The sequence below is a fragment of the Ornithinibacillus scapharcae TW25 genome, from assembly GCF_000190475.1.
GTDB classification, from domain to species: Bacteria; Bacillota; Bacilli; order Bacillales; family Amphibacillaceae; genus Ornithinibacillus; species Ornithinibacillus scapharcae.
The window spans coordinates 171306-195654 of the sequence record NZ_AEWH01000059.1; the positions used below are offsets into that span (position 1 = coordinate 171306).

The window sequence follows — 24349 nt, forward strand, 5'->3', positions numbered from 1 at the left end:
TTAAATAAATCCAGAAGTAAGCTTTACTAGAATAGTAGAGGAGGATTACCATGTTTAAAAAAATTCTCTATGCAGCAGATGGATCAGAGCACTCGATTAGAGCAGGGGAGAAAGTATTTGAACTTGCCAAGCTAAGCTCTGATACGAAAGTAGATATCATATATGTTGTCGATCCAAAGCATTCCAAAGATGAAGTGTTAAGTAACTGGGGAAAAGATGCAGAGGATGCTAGAAAAGGAAAACTCGAATTTATCGTTCAGAAAGCTAAAAAGTCTGGTGTGAAATTTGAAGTGATTTTCCTAAATGGTGATCCAGGACCTACTATAGTCGATTACGCTAATAAAAATAATTACGATCTCATTGTGCTCGGGAGCCGTGGACTTAATAAGTTTCAAGAAATGGTTTTAGGCTCTGTAAGTCATAAAGTAGCAAAGCGAGCCACCAGCCCAGTATTAATCGTAAAATAATTCCTAAACTCCCCTTTTGGGAGTTTTTTTACCTATTTCATGCATATACATATCCTAATCCCGAGTTGTTTGGTATGATTTATACAACAATTCCAAGTGAGGTGTCCTGTATGTCAGAGAAAATATACATCATTCATGAAAATCGTGAATGGACAGATCATTTAATAAAACGTTTAGAAGAGCTTCAACTCCCATATGAAGAATGGTTTTTAGATGAAGGTGTCGTTAACCTAGTAGATACCCCTCCTGAAGGGGTGTTCTATAATCGAATCAGTGCCTCATCACACACAAGAGACCACCGATTCGCACCCGAATTAACAGAAGCTGTTCTAGCCTGGTTAGAAAGACACGGAAGGAAGGTTTATAACGGAAGTAGGGCATTAAGGCTAGAAGTTAGTAAAGTAAATCAATATATGGCACTTGATTCCAATCAGATTCGTACACCAAAGACAATCGCCGCTGTAGGAAAGGAGCAAATCATTCAAGCTGCAAAAGAACTAAATCTCCCTTCCTTTATTACGAAGCATAATCGAGCTGGAAAAGGTCTCGGTGTTCAGCTATTCCATTCGATTGAAGCATTAGAAAACTATGTATATGGACCTACGTTTGAGCCCTCAATCGATGGTATTACATTAATTCAGGAATACATCCAGGCACCAGAGTCTTATATCACACGTTGTGAATTTGTAGGCGGAAAATTTGTCTATGCCGTCCGTGTCGATACTTCAGAGGGATTTGAGCTTTGTCCTGCTGATGCCTGTGTCATTGAGGATATGTTCTGCCCAGTCGGAGAGGAAATCGATGCCAAACCGAAGTTTGAGATTATAGAAGGCTTTGAACATCCAGTTATTGAGAAATACGAAAGGTTCCTAGCTGAAAATAATATCCAAATTGCTGGCATTGAATTTATTCAGAACAGTGATGGAGACATCTTCACTTACGATGTGAATACGAATACGAATTATAACTCGGATGCAGAGGCGAAAGCTGGAAGATATGGTATGTTGGAAATAGCGAAGTATCTTGGAGAACAGTTGACGGTTACTAGTCACTAAATGATTTACTATTTCTCTCAAGAAAAATAGCACACAATGAAGCTTGAGGAAACTTTCAAACCTCAAGCTTTTAACTATTTTCGGGTAGTTATCATTAGTTAATGTAAAAACTACTTCTTCTTAAATAGAGCTTTCATAATCGTATTAACCATGGAGTCCGTGTCTTTATGGATCATAACCTTGTCTAAAAAGGGAAAATCGTTTGGTGTGACGGTTAGTATCGCTATTGGTTGTATCGGTTCTTCACAAACCCATATCTCTAATCCCTCCTTGTTTGAACTTATCCTTTGAGAACATATAAATAGCCCCATCTCTCCAAATACTTGTAGCCTCATCATCATGTCTTGAGAAATAATAATACCGCTTCTTTCCTTTTTTAGTTGGCATTGTTAAACAAAGGTTTCTTACTGACATATGCTCTTCTCTATTTTTAACCGCAAAAAATAATGACCATACTCCATCAGATGAAGCAAATACTGCGTTGATGGGTTGGCCTTTAAAGAGAGAGCTATCTCTTGGTTCAAAATGTGTGATGTCATGGTTGTTTGAACCGTGCACTAATACATTTTTATTTTCTATTACATAATTTAAAAACATAAACAACGGGTATTTACTAGTATAAGTAAGATGACGGATAACACCTGTCGAAATACATTTATTGTATATTTCATCAAACTCAGAAATAGCTTGGTTAGATAATGCTAACTCATCCATTTTTAATAGCTGTGTTTTATCTAATAGGAACTTCTTAATTGTATTAACATACTATTCCCACCCTCATCTATTGTAATGATTATTCTGGTAAAATAACAAAGGAATTTAATACAATGTAATTGGAATATTAATGATAGCTACAACTATAGGAAGTGAATGCTTATGCAAAATGTAGAAAGACCCCTTGTGGAGTTCATTCATGTAAATTATTCAGCTGGCGGGACACATATTTTAAAAGATATTAATGGTACTTTCCCTGAAGGAAAGATAACAACCCTAGTTGGACCATCTGGAGCCGGGAAATCAACATTATTCAGACTATGTAATGGTTTAAGTTCACCGGACTCAGGTGAAATCCTTATCAAAGGGAAATCCATTAAGGAATACGAACCAATTGAGTTAAGGAGAAAAGTAGGCATAGCCCTTCAGAGCGCGACCATGATTAAAGGTACCGTTTTAGATAATCTGGAACTACCTCTGACCTTACAGGGAAAGAAAATTGATTTAGTGGAGGCAGGAGATCTATTACATGACGTTGGTTTGGATAAAGGCTTCCTCCATCGCAATGCAAAAGACTTATCCGGTGGGCAAAAACAAAAGCTTTCGATTGCACGGACCCTTGTAAACAAGCCAAAGGTATTACTTCTTGACGAGATTACATCCTCATTGGACCGAGTCTCTCAGCATGACATTGAAGAGTTAATCGTAAAAATAAATGAAAAATATGGCACGACCATGATATGGATTACCCATAACTTAGATCAAGCAACACAGATTGGTCATTATACATGGGTCATGATGAATGGTGAGGTTATAGAAACTATAGAGAGCTCCCTTCTTCAAGGCTCTAAAGATGAACGGGTCCAAGCATTCATAAGGGGGGAAGTGGAATGAGTTATCTTACATTATCTCTGACACTTATTTTCGTTCTAATCCCACTGATTTTATCTCGCACCCTTAAATTAGGATTAGAGAAAGATACACTTATCGCGACAGTGCGATCGATTATTCAATTATTAGCTGTTGGGTATATCCTGCAATACGTATTCGAAGCAGATAACCTTATCTTTATTCTTCTTATGATTCTATTGATGATTGGAGCAGCTACTCAAAATGCAAGAAAAAAAGGTGCAGCTATACAAGGAATTACGTGGAAGCTTTTTGTAACCTTCGTATTTATCGAGGGAATAACACAAAGTATTCTATTAGGGTTAAATATCGTACCACCAACCCCACAATATATCATACCAATAAGTGGAATGGTCATTGGTAATTCCATGGTACTCGGTATATTATTTTTGAATCGTTTCACAGCTGAGATTGAGAATCATGAGGACGAAACAGAACTAATTTTATCCTTAGGTGGAACACCAAAACAAGCTATTCATAACCAGCTTATTACCTCCATCAAGGCTAGTACAATACCAACGATTGAAAGTCAGAAGACGATTGGACTTGTGCAATTACCCGGGATGATGTCTGGGCAAATTATTGCTGGAGCAGATCCTGTACAAGCAGTTCAATTTCAATTGTTAATCTTGTTCATACTACTAACAACTGCTGTTGTAACAAGTATCATGCTTGGATTTTTATCGTATCCAACATTATTTAATAAGCGGATGCAATTTTTGAAATGAAGAGATCGGTAAGTAAAGTGCACCCTCTAGCTACTGTTAGAGGGATTCTCTTTTATGTTTATAAATTCCTACTTGGTTATCTGGTAATCCTAGTCCATTTGACATATCTTTCGTATTCCGGTAAAATATATTTAATTAAAGATATCTTAATTTAAACTATCTATATCTTAAAGAGGGTGTAACAGTGAGTGTGAATCTTTCATTAAAAGCATTTGTTGTTCTGATGAAAGCATCAAAATCTGTCCAAGAACAAATCAAAAAGGACATCAGTAGTCGTGGGATGCGTCCTTCCGATTTTGAAATTCTTGAGGCACTTTACCATAAAGGAAGATTAACCGTACGTGAAGTATCAGAAGCAGTACTAATCAATACTGGTTCCATTACGTATGTTATCGATAAATTAGAAAAAAGAGGCCTGATTGAAAGACAGCATTGTAAAGATGACCGTCGTGTTGTTTATATCCATATAACTGAGGAAGGAAAAAACCTCATGGACGATATCTTCCCAGAACACCAACGTGTTATCGAAGAAATGATGCATGATATATCAGATGAGGAGAAAGTGATGGTGATCGATGTTCTAAAACGCGTCGGTCGTAAAGCACAAGAAATGACTGATCAGTAATAACTACTATGAGAAGAGAGGATTCTAGGTATGAGACATATTTTCGAAAAGGGTTCTAATCCGAATAAACCAACGCTTCTTTTATTGCATGGCACAGGAGGTACGGAGCAGGATTTGCTCCCTCTAGCAGAAATCATTGATAAAGAAGCTAATATTTTAAGTGTACGTGGAAATGTATTAGAGAATGGAATGCCTCGATTTTTCAAGCGCTTAGCAGAAGGTGTTTTTGATGAAGAGGATTTAATTTTCCGTACGAAAGAACTAAATGATTTCTTGGATGAATCAGCTGAGAAATACGATTTTGACCGAAAAAACATTGTCGCCGTAGGCTATTCTAACGGTGCAAACATTGCTGCAAGTTTAATGTTCCATTATCAAGATGCATTAAGAGGTGCTAGCCTACACCACCCAATGGTTCCGAGAAGAGGCATTGAACTACCGAACCTTGAGAATAAACACGTCTTCATTTCTGCAGGTACAAATGACCCGATTTGCCCGTCACAAGAATCGGAAGAACTTCATTCCTTACTTGAAGGTGCAGGCGCAACTGTAGAGATACATTGGGAAAATAGAGGACATCAATTAACGATTAGTGAAGTTAGAGCAGCTGCTGATTGGTTTAAGAACCTTTAAACACTGAATTAGAAATGAGTAAAGGTCAACAGTTTTAAATAAACTGTTGACCTTTTTATTCCTTAATTATTTCACTTATTAATTTCTCGTCGCAATACAGGAGCTACTTTTGTTCCTAATAACTCAATTGTTTTGGCAACTTTATCAAATGGCACTCCACCGATATCGGTCTGTAGCATAAATCGGTTGTGTCCGTATAGTTCACGTTGTCTTAGCACTTTTTGAACAATTTCATCTGGGCTACCAATGAACATAACACTTTCTGGTACCGTCCATTGTTCAAAAACCTCTCTTTGCAACACACCTGACCTCATACCACGTTGCTCATTGATCGTCTGAATGTAGTTAGCATAAAATGGGTAAAATTCATCTTTTGCCTCTTCCATAGTTGCTGCTATATAACCGTGTCCTGACACACTAACCTTCATTTGTTCTTTCATATATCCAGCTAATTTGCCTGCTTCATAATAGGCATTAATTAGAGGTAAAAAACGGTCATGTGTACCGCCAATCATGGCTACGGTCAAACCAGTTCCAAGTCTACCAGCTCTTTGAGCACTCAATGGCGTGCCACCAACACCTACCCAAATAGGCAGTTCCTTTTGGTCAGGTCTTGGGGCTACTTCCGCATTATTTAATGAAGAACGGAATTTCCCTTGCCAGGAAACCTGTTCATTTTTATTAATTTCCATCAATAAATTTAAATGTTCCTCGAACAATGCATCATAATCATTAAAGTCATACCCAAACAGAGGAAATGATTCTACAAAAACACCTCGACCAGTCGTTATTTCCGCTCTACCATTCGAGATTAAATCCAATATGGCAAAGTCCTCAAATAATCGGACAGGATCAACCGTGTTTAACACCGTTGTAGTACTCGTTAGCTTTATGTTACTCGTTACTTGAGCAATTGCCGATAAGACCATTTGCGGAGAAGATACCGCGTAATCTAGCCGATGATGTTCTCCTACACCAAATACATCTAGTCCTACCTCATCAGCCAGCTTTGCCGCTTCAATGATTTCGTGAACACGTTGTTTGGCGCTGACTGTCTCTCCTGTGTTAGGATTTCTTGCTATGTCCGCTAAAGTATATACACCAATTTCGAATAGTTGTGACTGTGTCTCTTTTCCCATTGACTAACCTCAATTATTCGCCAACACGAAGCTGGATTGTATTACCCGCTGGATCCTTTGTTACATAATAATCATTTTCTGCGACTACTTCTGCTCCAACACTTTGAAGGCTTTCAATCTTTTGCTTTCTTGTCGCATTATCAGCGAAAACTAGTGTAAACCAATTTAACCCTACAGTATTTTTTACAGGAGCAGGTGCACCAACACCATTCCATACATTTAAACCAAGATGATGGTGATACCCACCTGTAGAAGCAAACAATGCACCTGGATATCTTGTTACAATATCAAATCCAAGTCCGTTCACATAGAAGTTCTCTGTTTCTTCCAAATCAGCAACATGTAAATGAATATGACCCATTACAGTATCCTTTGGAATACCATCCCATTCTTTATCACTTTCTTCTAAAAGGTTATTCGCATCAAGGGCAACCGTACCCATATCTACGATTCCCTCGTTCCAATTCCATACGGATGATTCTCTATCTACAGCAACTTCAATCCCATTTCCATCAGGGTCGTCGAAATAAAGTGCCTCACTAACAAAGTGATCCGATGCTCCTAAGCGTAAATTCGGCCCTTCTGTTTGGACTAAATGTTTTAGGAAGTTTGCTAAATCTGCTCTTCTTGGCAATAATATTGCAAAGTGATAAAGACCTGTAGTCCTTCCTACCTTAGGAGATACGCCTTCAGGTTGCTCCAAAATAAGGATTGGTCGATTGCCGTCAGCAGACAACACCACTTTTGCTTGTTCCTGTTTAAGAATTGTAAAACCGAAAACACGTCGATAAAAATCTAATGACTTTTGAAGATTTGTTACGTTTATATTGACTTCCCCAACAAAGGTTGTGGGCTTTTGAAAGAATTTCTTTTCCATATTTAAAACCACCCTTTAGATTACTTTTTTATACTAACTTACTTAATGTAAGTATAGATAACATTATAGACTTTGTCAACAGATAGTAAGGTTAGTTTTCCCTTGGTTCCTTCTCTTATTTCGATTGGAACATAGAATGTACAACGCTAAATTCTTCTTTCTATTTTGGGTAATTTATACTATACTAGATTAGTTGCTTGCAAGACGTGGTTCGAGACCATCCCACGTAAAAAAACTAAGGGAGAGATTAATATGAAAGCAAGAACATTAGTGGTGAATGCGCTTATTGCAGCTCTGTATATTGCAGTAACTGCATTGATTGCACCAATTAGTTTTACGAATGTGCAGTTCCGTGTAGCGGAGATTTTCAACCATCTTATTGTCTTCAATAAGAAATATTTCTTTGGTATTGTGGTTGGAGTATTTATATCTAACTTACTTTTATCACCGTCAAAACTAGATTTAGTCTTTGGGGTTGGACATTCCGCAATATCATTAGGGATTATCATCTTACTATCCAAGTATGTAAAGAATATCTGGATATTATTAATTGCTAATACTGTTGTATTCTCATTTAATATGTTCATTATTGCTTGGGAGTTAAACATTATTGCAGACTGGCCATTTTTCGCAACATGGTTAACTACTGCAGCTGGTGAACTTGTGGTATTAGCTATCGGAATCCCGATTATGTATGCACTTCATAAACGAATTAATTTTAATAAGTTAATTGATTAGAAAATCTTTAACGTAAAATAAAAACCTTCACAGCCTCTATAATAGAGAACTGCGAAGGTTTTCTTATTGTATTTTACTTTGTAATGATCTCATTTCCTGATCCAATTGGTGCATAAGAACCTCCATACCTTCTTTCTTGGACATCCCTTCTGGAAGATGGATTGGCTCACCATAGATTAATCTAGGTTTAATTCGTTTGAATAAATCCTTAAAGTTATTTGGTCCAACATATGCTGCTGGTACGATAGGCACGTCACCATGAACGGCGATAGTAACCGCTCCGCGTTTTAGTGGAACATCCTCGCTTGAACGAGTACCACTCGGGAAAATACCAACCACTTTCCCTTCCTTCAGTAGCTTTCGTGGTGTTTTAATGGCACTAGGACCTGGATTTTCACGGTCTACCGGAAATGCATGTAAGCTTTCCATTAACCATTTAAGCGGTTTATTTTGAAAAAGCTCTTTCTTTGCCATATAGTGAATCTCTGTCGGTAGCGTAGCAATTCCTAACCATAAAATATCGACAAAACCTGTATGGGTACAGGCAATAACATAGCTGCCTGATTTCGGTAATTTTTCTTTATCCAATACCTTTACTCTTCCAAATATACTAAGGAACATCTTAACAACAAAAGCTGCGAATTTATACATATGCTTTCTCCTCAATTCTACTAAAAACTATATTAATTTTACCATAAACTATTAGCACCTGGTACAAAAAATAACCTTACCTTCTTATGACGTTCGCCTCATCTCCACTTATATAAAATACTATCTTGGATCCACATCTAAATTACTGTCTTATTTTAAAAGTTATACCATATACCTAGATAGTTAATTCACTTATCCATTTTCACGAATAAAGTATTGATACTAAATCACCATTTTTACATTTATTGAAAAAAAGTTAATGATTAGAAGGGATTTTCAGTATTATGGAGAATATGTTTAATATAATTTATTTAGGAGGAGAAAAAATTAGAAAATTATTTAAGAGTTCTATTTACTTTAGCAGTATTAATAGGAGTTAATCTAAGTATGTTAGAAGTTGCAGATGCTTCTGAAGCAAAGTTAGATGATGACTATACCTTGGGAGAGATAGAATCTATCTTGTTTGATTACTTTAAAGAAAGCACATTAGACTATGAGATAGGTTCAATCGAATTAAGAGATTATTTGTTAAATCAATTATTATATGATGAAGATAATAATTTAACAAATCATCCTCAGTACAAACTCATCCGTGCATATGCAGCAGAATATTTACATGAATTAGATCAGACTCAACAACCAAGAATAGGTTTATCAGAAAATAATCCTAGTGTTGATTTTAATCTAGATCACCTGAAAAATAAAACTATAAAAGATATTAAAAAAGAAGTAAATGAAGGAGATTCCGCTGCCTTAAATAGCTATTCTTCCGAAGACGAAGTAGGTTTTTTAGCAGCATACAGTGGTTCAAAAGCCGCTAACTATGCAACTAGTTGGTATAACAAAAGAAATTCTTTATATAATTCACATAGTAATGACTGCACTAATTTCGTATCTCAAGCTATCTTCGCTGCTGGTACTTCAGAACACAAACCGAGTCCAGTCCCAACTGGAATTAAGGCTACCACGAGTCATTGGTATAGTGATCGCTATCAAGAATGGCGAACCAATCATTATGTTTACCGTTGGAAAGAATCAACTTCATGGATAAGAGTAGCTGATTTTTATACTTATTGGTCAAAATATATCCCTCAAAGAAACTACACAGGAAACTCCTCAGTAATAAGTTATGCTTCGCTTGGGGATATTGTACTTTTTAGAGAAGCATCAACTGGACGAAGATACCATGCAACAATTGTAACAAAAAAGGCAAATGGGACAGTATATCTAACTTACCACACTAATGACACTTTAAACAAAAATATTAAAAACATAAGTGATTCGTCCAATAACTGGACAGTATTTAAATTTACAAACTAGTTACCGATTTAAGGAACCTCCTATCTCAAATGAGTGTACTTTTTGTGATTCATGTTAATAACATAAATTGAAATACTTTATAAATTTCAAGCATATACATTAATGTACAAATTTTTAAGATACTTATCATCAAAGTGAGGGGAAACGAATGAAAAACAAAAAAGTGTTACTTCTATTAGGCATCCTGATTGTCGCTTTCTTTTTACTTTTCGGCACGCTAAAAAAGTCCCCTATAGATGATTTTCCAATTCCAATCATTGCACAGGTAGACACGAAGCATTCCGATGAGCAAATCTCCTACCAATATAAGGGATTTAATAGTCTCTATGTGAAACACGTAAGACTATTTGGTTGGAAAGAAGTAGATAGATTGGGATCCATGGGCATCTTTGAAAAGGATGGAAAACAAGTTTCTTTAACTACTTTTAAGGATGGCTTTTCTATAGCAACCTACACAAATTAATGAAGACCCTCTCCAACCTTTAGGAGAGGGTTCTTTTTTTTGCCTGTTCGTGTACACAGTCTACATCGTTTAAATTTCATTGGAAAAAAAAGACTAATTTAACACGCTTCTGGTAAGCATAGATACTGTATCAAAGTACATATGAAAGAGGAGATAGACAATGGTCAATGATCCAAATGAGCAATCACAAACGAATATCGAAAATGAGGACACGTTAACAACGAGACAAGGTCATCCCGTTACCAACAACCAAAACATCCGAACGGTTGGTAATCGCGGTCCTGCTACATTAGAAAACTATGATTTTATCGAAAAGATTAGTCACTTTGACCGTGAAAAAGTACCAGAGCGAATTGTGCATGCTAGAGGAGCGGGTGCACATGGTTATTTTGAAACATACGGGATGGTGGGCGACGAACCCGCTTCTAAATATACCCGGGCTAAGGTGTTCCAAGGAAAAGGAAAACAGACACCAGTATTTGTCCGTTTTTCTACTGTGGTAGGTGGAAATGATTCACCTGAAACAGCCCGTGATCCCCGAGGATTTGCTGTTAAATTTTATACAGAGGACGGGAACTGGGATCTTGTAGGAAATAATTTGAAGATATTCTTTATTCGTGATGCAATGAAATTCCCTGATATGATTCACGCATTCCGTGCAGATCCTGTAACGAATATGCAGGATCCTGAACGTTTCTTTGATTTCTGTTCGAATTCCCCTGAGTCTTTCCATATGGTGACATTCGTCTATTCACCATGGGGAATTCCGGCAAATTACCGGATGATGCAAGGGTCTGGAGTAAACACATATAAGTGGGTTAATGCAGAAGGAAAAGCAGTTCTCGTCAAATACCATTGGGAACCAAAACAAGGCATTAAAAACTTAACTGTAAAAGAAGCATCTGAGATTCAAGCTAAGAGCGTTAACCATGCAACACAAGATTTATATGAAGCAATTGAAAAAGGGGATTATCCCGAGTGGGAACTATTTGTTCAAATCATGGAGGATGGCCCACATCCAGAGTTAGACTTCGATCCACTTGATGATACAAAGCTTTGGCCAGAAGATCAATTCCCTTGGCTCCCAGTAGGGCGAATGGTGTTAAATAAAAATCCAGAAAATTATTTTATGGAAGTAGAACAAGCTGCTTTCGGTACAGGTGTTTTAGTTGATGGACTCGATTTTTCTGATGACAAGATGTTACAAGGGAGAACCTTCTCTTATTCCGATACTCAACGCTATCGTGTAGGTGCTAACTACTTACAAGTACCAATTAACGCAGCGAAGAAACGTGTTGCAACGAATCAAGAGGGTGGTCAGCTCCGTTATCAGAGCGACAAAGCACCTGGACAAAATCCCCATGTGAATTACGAGCCATCCGTCCTTGGGGGGCTAAAAGAAGCAGAGCAAGTAGGTGTCGAGCATACCCCTAAGGTAGAAGGAAACCTAGTTCGAGAATCCATCGACAGACATGACAATACAAAGCAAGCCGGTGAAACATACCGCCGCTTCGAGCAATGGGAAAAGGACGAGCTTATTAACAACCTGGTAAACGATCTAGCAATTTGTGATAAACGAATCCAAGACAAAATGATTGCTCTTGCTGAGGAAGCAGATGAAGAGTATGGTCGTCGCCTTCGCGAAGGTATTGCTGCCAAAACAAAAGAATTAGGTAATACGAAGATGGAGGCTGGTGAAGAGTTTCACCCACTTGGCAAACCAAGTGCCCCTGAAGCAGTGGATGATGCGATTAAAAAAGGTAGAGATGCTGAGCCATATTAAGAATATTGGATAAGGTACTGGCTTAGGCTAGTACCTCTATTTTTTGCGATTCGCCAAAGTAATAGTAGTATTCGCCGATCATATTGGTCGACTTGCCGAACAATATGACTTTTTCGCCGATGAAACCAAAAAATCGCCGAAGTTCTGTCACTTTTCGCCGAACCACTTCCTACCTACATCCACCCGCACAATATCAAAAAAAGACAGGCGCCACGCCTGTCTTCCTACTTAATGATGGTGTCCCATCTTCGGATTGGTAATAACCATTTCTTCCTGCGGTACGAAGAAATACTGTATCCATACTCCATCCAAATATTCGTTTCCTTTTTCTAGGATTATATCGATATCTTTGTCAGTTTTCACTACTTCATCATTTTCAGTTGGTGTATCTAATTCTATATCGTAATGTGCATGGTCGCCATGGATATGGGTTACAAATACACGAATCATCTTACCTTGTGCTTCTTCGGATTCAAGCATCTTCTTTAATACTTTAGCTGCATTGCGGTTAATTTTACATTGCATGATTCATTACTCCTTTTATATAGATTATTTTCTCCCATTCAGCAAAAGAGAAAAACTCTCTACTGTATGAAAAATTACTTTTATATTGTTTCAGTTTTTACAAGAAAATACAAATTAAACATCTCAGATACATAATCAGATACTCAGAATAGTAGTTTTCATGTATACTAAAAGTATTAGTAACTACAGAGGAGGAATGAAATTGCCTGTACCTGTTAACCATGCAAAGCCTATCCGTACAACGGCAAAAGAAAACGCATACAAGCAGATTCTTCATTGGATTATTGATGGAACATTATATCCTGGTGAAAAACTAAATGATACAGAACTCGCTGAAGCATTAGGAGTTAGTCGGACACCAGTAAGAGAGTCTCTACAGTTATTGGAATCACAAGGGCTTGTGAAAATGTATCCCGGTAAAGCTACACAGGTAACAGAAGTAGAGGAAGAATCCATCCGAGATTTACTGCCGCCTTTAGCAGTATTGCAAGCATTATCCGCCGAACTCGCTATCGATCATATCACGACCGATACCATATCAACATTAAGAAGAATCAATAAGGAGTTTATGATTGCTCTTCAGCAAGAAGATTTCCATGCCGCTTTAAATATTGATGAACAATTTCACCAGTTGATTGTTGATACTGCAAATAATCAGTACATTAACGGAATTGTGGAGAAGCTACAAGCACATGTTAGAAGGTTATTTTTCCACAACTCCATCATTTTATCTGATCACTCCATAGATGTGCATGAGAGTATTATTCGGTCGATAGAAGAGAAAGATAAAGAACGAGCGTCTACTTTGATGAAAGAAAACTGGCTTGGTATTCTGAAGGACTTCAATCTAGCTAATACTAATAACAACTAAAAAAGTCGGGATCCTAAAAGCTTAGGAAACCGACTTTTTCTTTTTAAACTCTTGCAGCTTGTGCAACTTTCGTAAATCTAGAAATAATACCCGTTACTAGTAATACAATCAAAGCCGGTACTAACCAACCTAGCCCTTGACTATAAAACGGTAAAGTGTCTTCATAGAAGGTAATTACGGGCTGGAAGATACCGTAATCAGCAATCTGTAATGAATTGTATAGTGTTTTTACACCATCAAAAATACTAATGACAAATGTTACTGCAATAGTGGTTATATAAACCATTCGTGAATGATTAAACAATGGCGACAAGAATGTCAACATCATCAAAACAATTGCTAGAGGATATAGGAACATTAATACCGGTACAGAGTACATGATAATATTCGATAATCCAAAGTTCGCAATGATAAACGTGATAGTTGTGAAAAAGACTACTAACGTTTTATAGCTGAACCTTGGCATTAATCGATGGAAATATTCCGCGCAGGCTGCCATTAATCCAATATTTGTCGTTAAACATGCAAGAACGATAACTATCCCTAATAAAACTGCACCAAACGAGCCGAAGTAATAATCGGCAGCACCACTTAATACTAGCCCTCCAGATTTAACTATCCCAAAAGCTTCTACACTAGTTGATCCTAGGTAAGCAATACCGATATAAATTAATCCTAATAATAAAATAGCTATAATACCAGTTTTTGATGTCGCTCTTAATATTTCTTTTCTAGAAGTAATCCCCATTGCACGAATAGAATTAATGACAATTATTCCAAAAACCAATGAGGCTAAGGCATCCATTGTATTATATCCTTCTAGAAATCCTGTAGTGAAAGCACTAGTGCTGTAAGGCTCAAGTGGTTCTTGCACTGCCCCCATCGGCTTAATCATAACTACTACCAGAAGTACCCCTAGTAGCAATACGATTCCCGGTGCTAATAGTTTCCCAACATTATCGACTAGTTTAGCCGGATTAAGTGAGAAGAAAAGAGAAATCGCAAAAAATACCACTGTAAATAAGAGTAAAGGTAGTTGAGTAGTTTCACTAGTTAAATGTGGCGCGATAGCAATCTCAAATGCCACCGCTCCTGTTCTTGGAGCCGCAAAGAATGGTCCAATAGTAAGATATAGTAACGATGTAAATAACACTGCGTAAACTGGATTTACCCTACTTGCTAGGTCATGTAAATCCTTACTTCCCGAGTATCCCATTGCCAATATACCCATTAATGGTAATCCCACTCCTGTGATTAAAAATCCAAACACCGCTGGCCATAAACTTGAACCAGCTGCTTGTCCTAATTGAGCCGGAAAGATTAGATTACCCGCCCCGAAAAATAAAGCAAATAGCATAACACCTATTGCTAAATACGATGAAAATGATAGTTTTTCCTTCATAACCGCTCTCCTTGAGTTGTGTTTTTCTGAATTATCTGACATTGTGATATGCAATATATTACACAAGTTATAGAAAACATCATACTATGAAACTTATTAAAAATCAATACATTATGACTAAATTTTTAGATTTTTTAAATTTTTGGCGAATACTAGATACAAAAAGAACAGTACCTGGAGCTTTTCCCACCAAGTACTGTCTCTTAACTAGAAATCTTTGGGTGATTCCGATAATATACGTAGTCTAAAACTATTCATAGCCGTTTCTCCTAAATGGTCCAGAAGGTTATAATTAGCATAAGCACCAACAATCGCTCCTATACCTGGGACTAATTGAAGAAGCTTCACTAAATCTATATAATCTCGATATTCTTGTTGAAAGGACCTCCAGTCCATATCCACAAGCTTCTCCTTCTGTTCTTCCCAATTATCAATCATAAAGAATGTTTCTCGCTTTTTTTCATCACTCGAAAAAGCTAATTGAAAAATATGAAGGAGAAATAATCGTTCCTCGTACTTGTTCGTGTCATACCCATAGACAGCTGCTACTTCAAACAAAAATTTCATTTTAATGGATAAAAGTAGCGGGAAATCAGCAAGACCAAGAAGTATACCTCCTGCACCTGTCCCAGCTCCCTCAATGGTAGCGGTTTTACGATAGGTTGCTAATTTTTCTCTTGCCTGCTCATCTCGATCCTTTAACTTCCAATTGTTGGGTAAACTTTTTTCGTTGTTATATTAGAACCAACTAAAGTTGCTTTAATCATTTGTTTTATACTTTCCGTAATAATAGCATGTGCTTTTTCTGGAATTTTTTCATTAATCTTTACCTGTGCTTTTTTTGCTAAACGATTCATCAAGCCAGATTGCTTCATGATTTGTGTTCGCCAAACTTGCAGTTCATCATATACCTTTACTTCATATTCATGCATCTTTATCATCCTCAGAGTTGTTTTCTTATAGTGTACTTACGTATATCAGAAGGGTTTTGTTTCGAAATCTTTTAGCGCAATGATGATATAGATGGTCGAGTATATTTTGAGACTAATCCGTGTTTTGGGGAACTAATAAAGCTTATCAAGAAAATGATCCCTGTAGCAAAAGCCATCGAGGCTGAGATAGAAGTATCTATCCGTGCAGCGATTATATACCCCGTCACTGCTGAAATAACTCCGAATATGCCACTCAATACTAACATCACCGATAATTTATCGGTCCATAAATACGCTGAGGCGGCTGGTGTAATTAACATCGCTACTACCATTATGGCACCTACTGCATCAAAAGATGCAACTGTAGTAATCGATACAAGGCTCATAAAAAGGTAATGCATCAGTACTACAGGTATGCCAAGACTAGCAGCTAAAGCAGGATCAAAGGAAGTAAGTTTCCACTCTTTGTAAAATGCGATAATGCTAATCAATATGATAATTAGAACGATTGCTAGTAAAGCGGTGGCTTCAGGCACGTTACCAATCAATGGAAGTGTTATGGTTTCCCAAGGAATAAACGTAATCTCTCCCATTAAAGCATGTTGAACATCAAGATGGGCATTACCAACCGAGGTAGAAATAAGGATTACCCCTAACGCGAATAACGTCGTAAACACAATACCAATGGAAGCGTGTTGTTCAATTTCTAGTTGATATAACCATTGAACTAGCAGCGCTGTTATTAATCCTGCGATAACGGCACCAATTAACATATGTGGACCGCTTAATTCACGCGTAACCAAAAAAGCAACTACAATTCCTAATAGTACGGTATGACTGATTGCATCTGCCATCATTGCCATCTTTCTTAAGATAAGAAACACCCCTATTAAACTACAGGAGAGGCCAACAAGGGACGCCGTTAGGATAATCCAACCGGTATATGACACTTTATTTCCCCCCTTTAACATTGATAATGGATGGACTAGGAGTAACTAACATTTGCTTCCGTTGTGACCGTCGTTCTAAATAATTTATAAGAATCCCCTTTTCTTTTCCAAGTACTAATGAAATCACAAAAAAGAAAGCGGCAACTACAACAATAAACGGCCCAGTTGGCCAGCCATTTCCCACAGCACTTATAAACGTTCCAAGGACACCAGACACCCCTCCAAATAGTGCCGATAAAGAAATCATTAGACGAAATGAATCCGTCCAGTACCTGGCGCTAACCGAAGGAATGATTAATAGTGCGGCAATTAAGATAACCCCTACAGCTTGGATCCCTATGACAATTGTAGTCACAAGAACTAATGTATAAACAACGTTCATCCCTTTCAAGGATAAACCAATGCCCTTTGCGAAGCTTGGATCGAATAAATAGATCTTCCATTCTTTAAATCCAACAAACACAATTACAATAACCCCAATAGCAAGGGTTAACATCGTAAACACATCCGATTTCACCATAGAAGCCGCTTGCCCAAAAATAAAGCTATCTAAACCACTTTGGTTTCCTCCAGCTGTTCGATTCACAATGGTTAAGAGCATAATTCCAAATCCAAAGAATATAGAAAGAACCATTCCCATCGCTGTATCTTCTGATATTCTTGTTGCTGATTGGACCCATTGTATAAAAAAGGCACCAATTAGCGCACTAATAGCTGCACCAAGAATAAGGTAGACTATATTTTTTTCACCTATTAGTAAAAAACCAATGATCACACCAGGTAATGCTGCATGTGCCAAAGCATCACTCATAAGACTTTGCTTTTTCCAATAAGCTAAACAACCGACCATTCCTGCTGCTGCACCTAAGATTAATGTACTAGTTAATACCCAGTGAAAATTACTACTATAAAGGATGGACCACATGAGATTCCTCCTCCGCAAAATGGATTCGCAAGTTTCCCCCATAAGTCTTTGTAATATTTTCTTTCGTAAAAACTTGCAATGTCTTACCATGTTTCACTACTGTCCGATTGAGAAATAATACATGGTCAAAATAATCCTCTACCGTCTGTAAATCATGATGAACGACCATAACGGTTTTCCCATAGCTTTTTAACTCTTTCAGAATCGCCATAATTGCCTTTTCCGTCGCCGCATCTACACCGGCAAGTGGTTCATCCATGAAATAAAAGTCTGCATCCTGAACTAGTGCACGCGCAAGAAAAACACGTTGTTGTTGTCCTCCGGATAATTGACTGATTTGCCTATTGGCATACGTTTCCATTCCCATTTTTTGCAATGCCTCATACGCTAATCGCTTATGTGCTTTGGATGGTCGTTTTAGCCATCCAATTTTTCCATATAACCCCATTACAACCACATCCAAGGCATTGGTAGGAAAATCCCAATCTACCGACCCTCTTTGTGGTACGTACCCGATAACTCGCTGCGCGTCCTTAAATGGTAATCCATAAAAATCAACTGTTCCTGTTATCGGTGGATGTAGACGAAGTAATGTTTTAATTAAAGTTGATTTGCCCGCTCCATTGGGTCCAACAATTCCGGTTAGGGAGCCTTGAGCTATTTCAAAGTTCACATCCTCCAAAACATAGTTTTTTCGGTAGGAAGCTGTTAGATTTTCCACTTTCAGAACTGTTTTAGACATACTATTTCGCCCCTCCAGTTAACGCTTGATAAATCGTCTCTACATTATGCCGATACATCCCTACGTAGGTTCCTTCCACCGTACCAGACTCACCCATCGCATCTGAATAGAGCTCGCCACCTAGTGATACTTCTACCCCTTCATTTTTTGCTCCTTCCATTACAGCATGAATTGATTCTGCATTAATACTGCTTTCTACAAAAACAGCTGGTACCTTATATTCCTTGATAATTTGAATGGTATCCTGTATGTCGGATACACCAATTTCTCCATCCGTACTTAAACCTTGTAGACCAATAACCTCTAAACCATGCATTCTACCAAAATACCCAAAAGCATCATGGGCAGTTACTAAGTATCGTTTATCCCGAGGTATTTCGGAAAGCATTTCTGCTTCCTCTTTTAATTCATCGACTTTCGCAAAGTACGCTTCTTTGTTCTTCTCAAAGTACTCGGCATGGTCTGGAGAATATTCTTTCAGTTCCTCCACAGCTGCATCCAAGGCCTGCTTCCAAAGATTTAAATCAAACCAAATATGTGGATCTATCGCTCCAGCTTCATCTTTTATTAACTTCTCCTCTGAGATAGTCTCTCCTATTGCAAGAACTGGTTTTGACGTTGACATTTCATTAAATATCTCCACCATATTCGCTTCCAAATTTAACCCGTTGTAAAAAACAAGCTCTGCATCATCAATTTTTGTAATATCGCCATGTGTTGCCTGATACAGATGAGGATCTACAGAAGGCCCCATTAAACTTTTAACATCCACATACTCTCCACCAATTACGGACAATGGATCAGCTATCTGTGCTATCGTCGTTACAATTTTAATTTTTCCCTCTGTTTTATCAGACGAAGATTCTTCCACTGCACATGCCACTAAAGTCACTATCGCAAAACAAAAAACAATTAAAACAAACCACTTTTTAACCAAACTTCTCATTTTGCACTCTCCTTTTTATTTTTCCCTTGGGAAACTTTATTTGTTAACAACAATATATCTGGGATAGTTTGTATTAGTCAAGTACTTTTTAGTTTAACTTTAAATTTTGCCCAAAGGAAACATTAGGGCGTTAAATCCTATGCAGCGGACATGTGGTTTGTTAAACATATTTAATTTATGACAGCTTCTATACCTTCCAAGCGAATAAAAAAAGCTGTTCTATGAAAGAATCATGAACAGCTTTTTTATTTTAATTATCTTCCTCTGAAGACATCGTACTATTCATCATCAAATATTCTATCGCCTGATTCAACCATTCTTCCTCTTCCTTCGTGAAAGGGGATGGAACCATTGCTTCAAACTCTTTTATGTCTTCCTCATCTACTTTGGCTTCTCCTAAAATATTCATAGCTTCTTCACCTAAAAACTTAAAAGATTCATGAATATACCTTTCAACTAGAGATTGCACCTCTGGATTATCTACCGGCTTACCGAATAGATGTTTTAATTCCTTGGTTAAATGGATATATTCCTTATCTAAGGCGAGCTTATCTTCTTCCGACTTATTGAACAAAACCTCAACAATTTCATCTGAAACATGCTTTTGTAACCAATCTTTTTGGATGTTCTCTGTTTGGATATTACTGATTAAACTCATTAATACTAAACTATCCACTTCACCCTCTTCTTTTAACAGTTTAATTGTCCGCTCTATCGCAGTAATGGATTTCTCGATCCTTTCTTTTTCTTCCTGTAGACCCGTTAGATGAAGAGATAAAGTATCAACTAGATCGAGAGAGAATTTCGTATCTTCGAGCATTTCACGAATAGTCTCTAAGCTGTAACCTAAAAACTTTAGGCTTAGAATTTTTTGTAGTTTCCTTATATCTCCTTCCGAATATACTCGATGTCCAGAACTGACATTTTTTTCTGGAACTAAAAGTCCTAACTCATCATAGTAATGCAACGTACGTACAGATATCCCTGTTCTTTTTGCAAATTCGCCAATCCCATATTTAGCTTCTTCTGCCACACTAATCTCCTCCTATTCGTATTCCTATCCTGATTATATCGCCTCACGTAACTGTAGGTTCAAGAGAAAAAAAACACTTAATATAGTCTAATAATAGACGTCAATTAAGTGTTTCTAAGTTCGCTTTATTATAGATGAAGATTAGCTTTTCTAGTTTGAAAATCGACATCCTTATAGTAGGCATTCTTCACTAACAAATTCGGACCAAGGCATTTTACTGCGGGACAATGGCAGTTTAAACTATTTGCTGTTTTAGACCCCATCCAATTTTGGTAAGCATCAACTAATTTCGTATCTTTAATATTTCCTAATGATGGTTCCTCATCACCAAAATCAGTTACAATAATTTCACCGTTAAAGATATTAACATTCAGACGTGACCTGCCATCTGGATCATTACGAACCGTGACATTCTTCTCTTGATACAATCGCTTAAGTAAAGCTAATTCCTCCTGTGAGGAAGTACAAGCATAAAAAGGAAGCGTACCAAATAACATCCACATATCTTGATTTCGATGGTCTAATAGTCTAGTAATCCCTTCTCGGATTTCATCCAATGTTAATGTTTCCAATGTGCTAGCAAAATCAACTGGATACATCGGATGAACTTCATGACGAGCACAGCCCATTTCAATAATATGGTCATGAATCTTTTCTAAATATGGAAATGTCCGTTTATTCAACATCGTTTCAGCGGACACCATGACGCCAAGCTTGGATAAAGCCTGGGAATTCTCTACCATTCTTTCAAAATACTTCTTGCGATTTTCCTCTGTTGGTTTCCTATCCATATGCGCAAATCCAGTTTCCGCGAATTCTTCTTCTGTTCCCCAGTTATGGGAGATATGTAGGACATCTAAATATGGAATAATCTCTTCGTAGCGTTCAAAAGGAAGCGTTAAATTGGAATTAATTTGTGTTTGTACTCCACGTTCATGTGCATACTTAAGCAATGGTACAACATAGTTTCTTACGGACTTCTTATTCATCATTGGTTCTCCACCGGTAATACTCATCGTTCTTAAATGAGGAATTTCCTCTAACCGTTGGATTAATAATTCGATAGGAAGAGCATCTGGATCTATTGCTTGTAGCATATATCCAACTGCACAATGAGCACAGCGCATATTACACATATAGGTGGTTGTAAATTCAACATTGGATAAGGTCATTTTCCCGTGTTCTTCTACATCAAGATATGCTTCCCAAGGATCATATTTAGGGGTAATTGGTTTTCTTTCTATTATTTTCATCGTATCTCCTTCCCGTAAACTCTTAGTTGTTTTTTCATTATATCGTTAAGTGCCAGCTATTATTCTACCATGTTTTATGAAAGGTGAAAAAGTTAGCCTATAGCTCTCTTAGAACTATAGGCATATTAGAGATTATCCTTGTATATCACGTCTACTATATCCCATCATTCCAATGATAGAAAAGATGACCGCCATCACGATAAGTAAAATGGTTGTTAGCCAATCCATTTCTTCCATTGGTACCTGCGGAATAAAACCGAATGGTGAAAGCTTTCCCACCCATTCAGGAAATTGGAATAGTTTTCCTAAATACAATACAAAAAAGGAATAAGAAATATATATCCAGATAACACTAGTTTTCTTTGGTAACCAGCCGATAAGTGCTGTAGCTAAACCTATCATTACTAAAGTAGCAGGGAAATAGGTAATAGCTGCTCCATAAACTAGACTAAATTCTAAGCCATCCGTTACGACTAAACTACCAGCAAGCCACAACCCTACGGCCGCTAAGGATAACATCACACACCCATTAATGCTAGCTATCACTAGATAGCTACGCATGAGACTTGTGCGGGATACAGCGCGCCCTAAAACATGTTCAATTCGTTGTTTCTTCTCCTCTCCATATAATTTATTGATAGACATTATAGCGGGAATTGCTGCAAGGATAGCCATTACCATCATTAACATTGGTAAAAACTGCTCTATTAATGAATACCCTTCTTCCGTAACTAGCATTTTCTGTAGTTCTTGACTACCATCAAAGAATGCCTCCAAATCTCCTAATATGGATCCATACGAAACCCCCATTACAAACATACCTAATGCCCATGAAATTAATCCTGTACGTTGTAATCTCAAGATTAGACCAATAGGGGATTGAAGGAAGATACTAGCATGCTTCCTTCCTGGCCTTGAGGGGAGAAATCCCTCTCCCATATCTCGGATTGTGTTAAGATAATATGCCGCCACTATTAGTAAAATTGATGCCACACATAAAGCTAGTACCGGCCACCAGTTATTAGAAGAATATACTTCTGTTTGAGTTACTAAACCAAGTGGAGAGAACCAGCTAATTTTTTCATTACTAACATCCCCAACCGCCCGTAGAATGTAGGCTATAATTAATACCGATATAGACAAACCAATTGTGCCACGGGAGCTTTGTGACACTTGTGCAAACAATGCGGTTAACCCAGTAAAAAATACACCTGTAGAACCTAATACAGCTCCATAAAGCATGGACCCTTCTAAGTCCATTCCCTCAATATCTAATGTAAACAATCCCAAGCCTACGATAAGAGCTAATAAAATATACGTAATCACATATACCATAATCGTCGCATTTAAAGTAGAAAGCCTCCCAACTGGTAAGGAGCGAATGAGTTCAATCCGACCATCTTCCTCATCTGCACGCGTATGTCGAGTAACAAGCAAAATACTCATTAATCCCACAACGATTGCCGTAAATATTAACATCTGATGAGCAGTCATTACTCCAATTGTGTAATGATCGAAATCAGCAGGACCAGCTATTGCAATCATTGCTGGATTTTTCATCGTTCCCGCCATGATGTCTCTCTCCTGTTGTGATGGATATAGTTCCAAAAACGCACCTGGAATTATGAAGGTGAAAAACGCAATACCCAGAATCCATATCGGAAGACGTAATCTATCTCGTCTTAGGATAAACCTAGTTAATCGTCCAGTTTTATTATATAAAATGGAGATCATTCGGATATCCCCCCCACTTCTACTTCAGGTATCCCTGCACCTTCATAATGTTGCATGAATAGGTCTTCTAATGTAGGCGGAGCACTTTCAAGTTTTACTACACCGAATTGACTAATATGTTTAACAACAGAATCTAGTTGTTCCGAATCAACTTGAAAGGAGGCTGCGTGACCATTTCCTTCAATTTCGTGTACCCCAGGCAATGATAATAAATTCGTAATCGGTTTTTTTGTTTCAACTACCAGATTTGTCCTTGTTAAATGACGTAATTCATTCAATGTGCCTGTTTCTATAATTTTCCCTTGTCGAATTATACCAACTCGGTCACATAGCTTTTCCACTTCAGACAATATATGACTCGATAACAATACACTCTTTCCTGCATCTTTTACTTCCCGGATACACTCCTGAAAAACTTGTTCCATCAATGGATCGAGCCCAGAGGTTGGCTCATCAAGAATATAAAGTTCTGCATTTGCCGAAAAGGCAGCAACTAAGGCTACTTTTTGACGATTCCCTTTTGAATAGGTTCGACACTTTTTAGACGGATCCAATTCAAAACGTTTCATCAGTTCATCACGCTTGCGATTATCAATCCCTCCACGGAGAGACCCAAATAAATCAATAACCTCTCCTCCAGTTAAATTTGGCCAAAGATTTACATCTCCTGGGACATATGCAATTCGCTTATGAACTTCAACCGCTTCAGTCCAGGCATCCTTTCCGAAGATCTTCACACTACCTTCTGTTGCTTTTAAAATTCCTAATAAAATACGAATAGTAGTAGATTTTCCTGCTCCATTCGGACCGATAAAACCATAAATCTCCCCTTCGTTCAGCTTTAAATTCACACCAGATAAGGCGGTAAAGCCTCCAAACTTTTTCGTTAGGTTCATTGTCTCTATAACTGCCATTGCACTACCTCCTTCATTAT

The 24349-nt window shown here is 37.6% G+C and carries 25 protein-coding genes, 1 pseudogene and 1 riboswitch; of the genes and pseudogenes, 11 read left to right on the top strand and 15 right to left on the bottom strand.

The genetic code is table 11. From position 1 onward, the window contains the following. The first annotated feature begins 50 nt into the window (after nucleotides 1-50). Together G5W_RS0116475 and G5W_RS0116480 are read left to right on the top strand one after the other, a co-directional pair. Nucleotides 51-467, top strand: coding sequence for a universal stress protein (locus tag G5W_RS0116475; protein WP_010098359.1), 417 nt, complete (start codon nucleotides 51-53; stop codon nucleotides 465-467). 110 nt (nucleotides 468-577) lie between these two features. After that, on the top strand, nucleotides 578-1522 hold the full coding sequence (locus G5W_RS0116480) for an ATP-grasp domain-containing protein (protein ID WP_010098360.1): 945 nt from the start codon (nucleotides 578-580) through the stop codon (nucleotides 1520-1522). Between the two features lie 243 nt (nucleotides 1523-1765). Here G5W_RS0116480 and G5W_RS0116485 read toward each other — a convergent pair whose 3' ends face one another. Next, a complete protein-coding gene (locus tag G5W_RS0116485; protein ID WP_010098362.1) occupies nucleotides 1766-2236 on the bottom strand; it encodes a hypothetical protein in 471 nt (156 codons plus the stop codon). A gap of 162 nt (nucleotides 2237-2398) precedes the next feature. Between G5W_RS0116485 and G5W_RS0116490 the strand changes: the two genes are divergently transcribed. The 4 genes from G5W_RS0116490 (at nucleotide 2399) to G5W_RS0116505 (ending at nucleotide 5131) form a co-directional block, all read left to right on the top strand. Further along, nucleotides 2399-3130 (top strand): ABC transporter ATP-binding protein, encoded by a 732-nt coding sequence (locus G5W_RS0116490; protein ID WP_010098364.1) that lies wholly within the window; start codon nucleotides 2399-2401, stop codon nucleotides 3128-3130. Continuing rightward, nucleotides 3127-3873, top strand: a complete 747-nt coding sequence (locus G5W_RS0116495) for an ABC transporter permease (protein WP_010098365.1) — start codon at nucleotides 3127-3129, stop codon at nucleotides 3871-3873. The genes G5W_RS0116490 and G5W_RS0116495 overlap by 4 nt, the downstream gene beginning before the upstream one ends. A 184-nt stretch (nucleotides 3874-4057) precedes the next feature. Next, nucleotides 4058-4498 carry a MarR family winged helix-turn-helix transcriptional regulator gene (locus G5W_RS0116500; RefSeq protein ID WP_010098367.1) on the top strand — a complete coding sequence of 147 codons (441 nt, stop codon included), beginning with the start codon at nucleotides 4058-4060 and terminating at the stop codon, nucleotides 4496-4498. A gap of 30 nt (nucleotides 4499-4528) precedes the next feature. Then, nucleotides 4529-5131 carry an alpha/beta hydrolase gene (locus G5W_RS0116505; RefSeq protein ID WP_010098369.1) on the top strand — a complete coding sequence of 201 codons (603 nt, stop codon included), beginning with the start codon at nucleotides 4529-4531 and terminating at the stop codon, nucleotides 5129-5131. A 71-nt stretch (nucleotides 5132-5202) separates the two neighbouring features. Here the strand turns inward: G5W_RS0116505 and G5W_RS0116510 are convergent, their stop codons facing one another. Further along, nucleotides 5203-6270, bottom strand: a complete 1068-nt coding sequence (locus G5W_RS0116510) for an LLM class flavin-dependent oxidoreductase (RefSeq protein ID WP_010098370.1) — start codon at nucleotides 6268-6270, stop codon at nucleotides 5203-5205. 13 nt (nucleotides 6271-6283) lie between these two features. Next, a complete protein-coding gene (locus G5W_RS0116515) occupies nucleotides 6284-7147 on the bottom strand; it encodes a VOC family protein (RefSeq protein ID WP_010098371.1) in 864 nt (287 codons plus the stop codon). A 200-nt stretch (nucleotides 7148-7347) separates the two neighbouring features. Next, nucleotides 7348-7392: riboswitch (PreQ1 riboswitch) on the top strand. 7 nt (nucleotides 7393-7399) lie between these two features. On the opposite strand from G5W_RS0116515, the gene G5W_RS0116520 reads away from it, so the two are divergent. Continuing rightward, nucleotides 7400-7885, top strand: a complete 486-nt coding sequence (locus G5W_RS0116520; protein WP_010098372.1) for a QueT transporter family protein — start codon at nucleotides 7400-7402, stop codon at nucleotides 7883-7885. A 63-nt stretch (nucleotides 7886-7948) separates the two neighbouring features. Here G5W_RS0116520 and G5W_RS0116525 read toward each other — a convergent pair whose 3' ends face one another. After that, nucleotides 7949-8536: a lysophospholipid acyltransferase family protein gene (locus G5W_RS0116525; protein WP_010098373.1), complete on the bottom strand. Its 588-nt coding sequence runs from the start codon at nucleotides 8534-8536 to the stop codon at nucleotides 7949-7951. Nucleotides 8537-8923: 387 nt separating this feature from the next. Between G5W_RS0116525 and G5W_RS0116530 the strand changes: the two genes are divergently transcribed. The 3 genes from G5W_RS0116530 (at nucleotide 8924) to G5W_RS0116540 (ending at nucleotide 12102) form a co-directional block, all read left to right on the top strand. Beyond that, entirely contained in the window at nucleotides 8924-9856 is a 933-nt protein-coding gene (locus tag G5W_RS0116530; protein ID WP_010098374.1) for an amidase domain-containing protein, read from the top strand. Nucleotides 9857-10004: 148 nt separating this feature from the next. Continuing rightward, complete coding sequence (locus G5W_RS0116535; protein WP_010098376.1) at nucleotides 10005-10319, top strand: hypothetical protein; 315 nt, start codon at nucleotides 10005-10007, stop codon at nucleotides 10317-10319. Between the two features lie 160 nt (nucleotides 10320-10479). After that, complete coding sequence (locus tag G5W_RS0116540; RefSeq protein WP_010098378.1) at nucleotides 10480-12102, top strand: catalase; 1623 nt, start codon at nucleotides 10480-10482, stop codon at nucleotides 12100-12102. A gap of 228 nt (nucleotides 12103-12330) precedes the next feature. On the opposite strand, the gene G5W_RS0116545 is transcribed toward G5W_RS0116540, so the two are convergent. Beyond that, nucleotides 12331-12627 (bottom strand): heme biosynthesis protein HemY, encoded by a 297-nt coding sequence (locus tag G5W_RS0116545; protein WP_010098380.1) that lies wholly within the window; start codon nucleotides 12625-12627, stop codon nucleotides 12331-12333. A gap of 202 nt (nucleotides 12628-12829) precedes the next feature. On the opposite strand from G5W_RS0116545, the gene G5W_RS0116550 reads away from it, so the two are divergent. Further along, entirely contained in the window at nucleotides 12830-13498 is a 669-nt protein-coding gene (locus tag G5W_RS0116550; protein ID WP_010098381.1) for a GntR family transcriptional regulator, read from the top strand. Between the two features lie 43 nt (nucleotides 13499-13541). Here G5W_RS0116550 and brnQ read toward each other — a convergent pair whose 3' ends face one another. From brnQ to G5W_RS0116600, 10 genes and pseudogenes are all read right to left on the bottom strand, one after another. Further along, nucleotides 13542-14900, bottom strand: coding sequence for a branched-chain amino acid transport system II carrier protein (gene brnQ, locus G5W_RS0116555; protein ID WP_010098382.1), 1359 nt, complete (start codon nucleotides 14898-14900; stop codon nucleotides 13542-13544). Nucleotides 14901-15107: 207 nt separating this feature from the next. Further along, nucleotides 15108-15832: pseudogene (locus tag G5W_RS22460) on the bottom strand (EcsC family protein). A gap of 71 nt (nucleotides 15833-15903) precedes the next feature. Further along, complete coding sequence (locus G5W_RS0116565; RefSeq protein ID WP_010098383.1) at nucleotides 15904-16782, bottom strand: metal ABC transporter permease; 879 nt, start codon at nucleotides 16780-16782, stop codon at nucleotides 15904-15906. Nucleotide 16783: 1 nt separating this feature from the next. Next, nucleotides 16784-17707, bottom strand: coding sequence for a metal ABC transporter permease (locus G5W_RS0116570; RefSeq protein ID WP_010098384.1), 924 nt, complete (start codon nucleotides 17705-17707; stop codon nucleotides 16784-16786). Further along, on the bottom strand, nucleotides 17688-18449 hold the full coding sequence (locus G5W_RS0116575) for a metal ABC transporter ATP-binding protein (protein WP_010098385.1): 762 nt from the start codon (nucleotides 18447-18449) through the stop codon (nucleotides 17688-17690). The genes G5W_RS0116570 and G5W_RS0116575 overlap by 20 nt, the downstream gene beginning before the upstream one ends. A gap of 1 nt (nucleotide 18450) precedes the next feature. Further along, entirely contained in the window at nucleotides 18451-19395 is a 945-nt protein-coding gene (locus G5W_RS0116580; protein ID WP_010098386.1) for a metal ABC transporter solute-binding protein, Zn/Mn family, read from the bottom strand. Between the two features lie 250 nt (nucleotides 19396-19645). After that, nucleotides 19646-20428, bottom strand: coding sequence for a MerR family transcriptional regulator (locus G5W_RS0116585; protein WP_010098387.1), 783 nt, complete (start codon nucleotides 20426-20428; stop codon nucleotides 19646-19648). A 128-nt stretch (nucleotides 20429-20556) separates the two neighbouring features. Continuing rightward, nucleotides 20557-21681 carry a radical SAM/CxCxxxxC motif protein YfkAB gene (gene yfkAB, locus G5W_RS0116590; protein ID WP_010098389.1) on the bottom strand — a complete coding sequence of 375 codons (1125 nt, stop codon included), beginning with the start codon at nucleotides 21679-21681 and terminating at the stop codon, nucleotides 20557-20559. A 132-nt stretch (nucleotides 21682-21813) separates the two neighbouring features. Continuing rightward, nucleotides 21814-23415 carry an ABC transporter permease gene (locus G5W_RS0116595; RefSeq protein ID WP_010098390.1) on the bottom strand — a complete coding sequence of 534 codons (1602 nt, stop codon included), beginning with the start codon at nucleotides 23413-23415 and terminating at the stop codon, nucleotides 21814-21816. Beyond that, complete coding sequence (locus tag G5W_RS0116600; protein ID WP_010098391.1) at nucleotides 23412-24329, bottom strand: ABC transporter ATP-binding protein; 918 nt, start codon at nucleotides 24327-24329, stop codon at nucleotides 23412-23414. Before G5W_RS0116600 ends, G5W_RS0116595 begins: the two co-directional genes overlap by 4 nt. Nucleotides 24330-24349: the final 20 nt, after the last annotated feature.

Bases quoted from the DNA above. Each gene is read 5' to 3' on its own strand.
- G5W_RS0116540 (WP_010098378.1), top strand. From the start codon at position 10,480: ATGGTCAATGATCCAAATGAGCAATCACAAACGAATATCGAAAATGAG.
- G5W_RS0116510 (WP_010098370.1), bottom strand. From the start codon at position 6,270: ATGGGAAAAGAGACACAGTCACAACTATTCGAAATTGGTGTATATACT.
- G5W_RS0116505 (WP_010098369.1), top strand. From the start codon at position 4,529: ATGAGACATATTTTCGAAAAGGGTTCTAATCCGAATAAACCAACGCTT.
- G5W_RS0116475 (WP_010098359.1), top strand. From the start codon at position 51: ATGTTTAAAAAAATTCTCTATGCAGCAGATGGATCAGAGCACTCGATT.
- G5W_RS0116535 (WP_010098376.1), top strand. From the start codon at position 10,005: ATGAAAAACAAAAAAGTGTTACTTCTATTAGGCATCCTGATTGTCGCT.
- G5W_RS0116520 (WP_010098372.1), top strand. From the start codon at position 7,400: ATGAAAGCAAGAACATTAGTGGTGAATGCGCTTATTGCAGCTCTGTAT.
- G5W_RS0116490 (WP_010098364.1), top strand. From the start codon at position 2,399: ATGCAAAATGTAGAAAGACCCCTTGTGGAGTTCATTCATGTAAATTAT.
- G5W_RS0116595 (WP_010098390.1), bottom strand. From the start codon at position 23,415: ATGATCTCCATTTTATATAATAAAACTGGACGATTAACTAGGTTTATC.
- G5W_RS0116525 (WP_010098373.1), bottom strand. From the start codon at position 8,536: ATGTATAAATTCGCAGCTTTTGTTGTTAAGATGTTCCTTAGTATATTT.
- G5W_RS0116600 (WP_010098391.1), bottom strand. From the start codon at position 24,329: ATGGCAGTTATAGAGACAATGAACCTAACGAAAAAGTTTGGAGGCTTT.
- brnQ (WP_010098382.1), bottom strand. From the start codon at position 14,900: ATGAAGGAAAAACTATCATTTTCATCGTATTTAGCAATAGGTGTTATG.
- G5W_RS0116530 (WP_010098374.1), top strand. From the start codon at position 8,924: ATGTTAGAAGTTGCAGATGCTTCTGAAGCAAAGTTAGATGATGACTAT.
- yfkAB (WP_010098389.1), bottom strand. From the start codon at position 21,681: ATGAAAATAATAGAAAGAAAACCAATTACCCCTAAATATGATCCTTGG.
- G5W_RS0116495 (WP_010098365.1), top strand. From the start codon at position 3,127: ATGAGTTATCTTACATTATCTCTGACACTTATTTTCGTTCTAATCCCA.
- G5W_RS0116570 (WP_010098384.1), bottom strand. From the start codon at position 17,707: ATGTGGTCCATCCTTTATAGTAGTAATTTTCACTGGGTATTAACTAGT.
- G5W_RS0116515 (WP_010098371.1), bottom strand. From the start codon at position 7,147: ATGGAAAAGAAATTCTTTCAAAAGCCCACAACCTTTGTTGGGGAAGTC.
- G5W_RS0116545 (WP_010098380.1), bottom strand. From the start codon at position 12,627: ATGCAATGTAAAATTAACCGCAATGCAGCTAAAGTATTAAAGAAGATG.
- G5W_RS0116580 (WP_010098386.1), bottom strand. From the start codon at position 19,395: ATGAGAAGTTTGGTTAAAAAGTGGTTTGTTTTAATTGTTTTTTGTTTT.
- G5W_RS0116485 (WP_010098362.1), bottom strand. From the start codon at position 2,236: ATGGATGAGTTAGCATTATCTAACCAAGCTATTTCTGAGTTTGATGAA.
- G5W_RS0116575 (WP_010098385.1), bottom strand. From the start codon at position 18,449: ATGTCTAAAACAGTTCTGAAAGTGGAAAATCTAACAGCTTCCTACCGA.
- G5W_RS0116480 (WP_010098360.1), top strand. From the start codon at position 578: ATGTCAGAGAAAATATACATCATTCATGAAAATCGTGAATGGACAGAT.